Annotated in this window: 1 protein-coding gene and 1 pseudogene; one reads left to right on the top strand and one right to left on the bottom strand. The window is 62.1% G+C overall.

The genetic code is table 11. From position 1 onward, the window contains the following. Positions 1 to 122: pseudogene (locus P792_RS39100) on the top strand (VOC family protein); the annotation flags it as partial. Here the strand turns inward: P792_RS39100 and P792_RS32090 are convergent. After that, a partial coding sequence (locus tag P792_RS32090) for an efflux RND transporter permease subunit (RefSeq protein WP_035440261.1) occupies positions 107 to 2,707 on the bottom strand: 2,601 nt, incomplete at its 5' end. The pseudogene P792_RS39100 and the gene P792_RS32090 overlap by 16 nt on opposite strands.

Below are 2,707 nucleotides of genomic sequence, written 5' to 3'. Positions count from 1 at the left end.
ATGGCGGTACCGCCATCGAAAATCCCCCCGGCCCGCGTGAATCTCCCATCGGCACGCTCTATCTCGCCTATCTGCGCGACCCCTACGGCAACAAGCTCTGCGCCCTTCACCGCATGGGCTGATCGGCCTCTTGCACCGGACGCGTCGCATCCTCCCGGCTGAAGAACCGTGCATAGAGTAGCGGCAACACGAGCAGGGTCAGGAGGGTTGATGTGATCAGCCCTCCAATCACGACACTTGCCAGAGGGCGTTCGACTTCGGCCCCGGCACTGCCGGAAAACGCCATGGGGAAAAAGCCGAAACTGGCCACTGAAGCCGTGGCCAGAACCGGGCGAAAGCGGGCTTTTGCCGCAGCAAAGGCCGCCTCGGCAGCGCCCATCCCCGTCAGGCGGTAATCACGGATCTGGCTGACCAGCACGACACCATTGAGAATGGCCACCCCGAACAGCGCGATGAACCCGATTCCGGCGGCAATGCTGAATGGCAGCCCCCTGATGGCGAGGGCAAAGATACCCCCTGTAGCGGCAATCGGCAGGTTGATGAAAACCAGCAGCGCCGCCCGGGGTGAGCCCAGAGCGAGCACCAGAAAAACGAAGATCAGAACCAGAGCCACGGGCACAACCTGGGCGAGGCGCGTCATGGCCGAGTCCAGATTGCGGAACTGGCCCGCCCATTCGAGCCTGTAGCCCGGAGGCAGATGCAGCGATGCCCCGACCTTTGCCTGCGCAGCAAGAACGAAAGATTTGACATCGCGCCCGCGCACATTGGCCTGCACGATGACCCGGCGGCGCAGACTGTCCCGGTCGATACGCGCCGTCGTTTCATCAACAGCGATATGCGCGACATCCTTGAGCAGAACCCAGCCGCGCCCGTCCTCGCGCCTGATCTGCAACCCGCCGATACGGGCTGCACTGGCCACTGCACCGCCGGCAAAGCGGATCTGTGTCGGTATAAGGGCATTATCGATAATCACCGGCCGCCCGATATGGCCACCCACCGCCTCGATGGTGGAGAGAATTTCCGGCACCGCAACGCCCAGTCGCGCCGCAGCATCGCGGTTGATGTCGATATGAAGATACGCCACCGTCCCCTCACCCTGCTGGGCAACATCGGCAGCCCCCGGCACCGAGGCGATCACGCTCACAAGATGCGCGGCCAGCTTGTCCAGCATCGACAGATCATCGCCATAGACCGAGATAGCCAGTTGTGTACGCACACCCGATAACAGGTCGTCCATGCGCATCTCGATCGGCTGTGTGAAGGAATAGGCCGCATCGGGAAGGTCATGACTGAGCTTGGCGCTCATGGCGCTCACAAGCTTCGACTGGGTCATCCCTGCACGCCACTGATGACGTGGCCTGAGGAAAACAAAGCTATCCGTCTCGTTCGTTCCCATCGGATCGGTCGGGATGGCGGCGGTACCGGTATTGCTCACCACGGTCTCGACTTCAGGGAAACTACGCAACAGGCGCTCTTCCTGCGTTACCGATGCCAGAACAGTGGGCAGAGAGGCGCTTGGCAGGCGCATGGCATTGACCACCAGCGCCCCCTCCTCAAGCTGGGGCACGAATTCGCCGCCCAGCCGTGAGGCGAGCACGAGCGCGAGCAGGAAGATACAGGCTGTACCCATAAAGACGCTGCGTGTATGCGCAGCGCACCAGTCCAGAGCTGGCTCATAACGGCGCCTGAGAGACTGGACGACATGCGTTTCGCGGTCCTGCGGCGCATGACGCATCAAAAGCGCAGAGAGGATCGGCACGACAGCAAAGCAGTAAACGAGCGAGGTCACGAGCCCCATGATGATCGTCTGCGCCATGGGTCTGAACATACGGCCCTCCACCCCCTGCAGGGTCAGGATGGGCAGATAGACCATGATAATCACGAAAATGGCGAAGCTGACCGGTCGCAGCACGGTACGCACGGTGTGAATGGCCAGTGAGTCGAGGCTCTCACCCGGTCTGTTGCGCGCGCGCTCGACCATGAGATGCTCGACCACCACCAGCGAGCCATCCACGATCATACCGAAATCGATCGCGCCGAGACTGAGCAGATTGGCTGAAATGCCAAAAACACGCATCCCGACAAAAGCCATGACGAGCGAGACAGGGATGACAGAAACAATTACCAGCGCGGCGCGCCAGTTCCCCAGCACGACAAGCAGCGTCACAAAAACCAGACACGCCCCGAGGATGAGGTTTTCCTTGATGGTGCGTATGGTTTCGTCGGTCAGGGTCGAGCGCCGGTAAAATGGCTTGAGCGTGACGCCCGGGGGTAGGGTCTGCTGGATGGCTGGCAACGCAGCATCAATCGCATCGAGCGTCGCATTGGAACTGGCGCCCTTCTGCATGAGAACGACACCGTTGACGATCTCACCCCTGCCATCGCGCGTGACAGCGCCGAGACGCAGGCGCGCCTCAAGCGAGACGCGGCCCAGATCACGCAGGCGAATGGCCAGCCCGTTGGCCCCCATCGCCACAGGGATGGCCCCGAAATCGGCCAGCGAGCCGACAAGGGCGCGACCCACAACCACCTGCTGCTCCGCCCCGCGTGCAATCCACCCCCCGCCCGATGAGGCATTATTGCTTTCTATCGCGGCATAGATCCTGCCAAGCGCGATGTCGTGGGCACGAAGGCGGGCCGGGTCGAGGGTCAGCGTATAGGTCTCCTCGGCCCCGCCATTGACATTCACATCAGCCACGCCCGGCAC

Origin of the sequence: Asaia sp. SF2.1 (genome assembly GCF_000505765.1) — a bacterium.
In the GTDB taxonomy this organism is placed as follows: Bacteria; Pseudomonadota; Alphaproteobacteria; order Acetobacterales; family Acetobacteraceae; genus Asaia; species Asaia bogorensis.
This window is presented reverse-complemented; position numbering and strand designations above follow the sequence as displayed.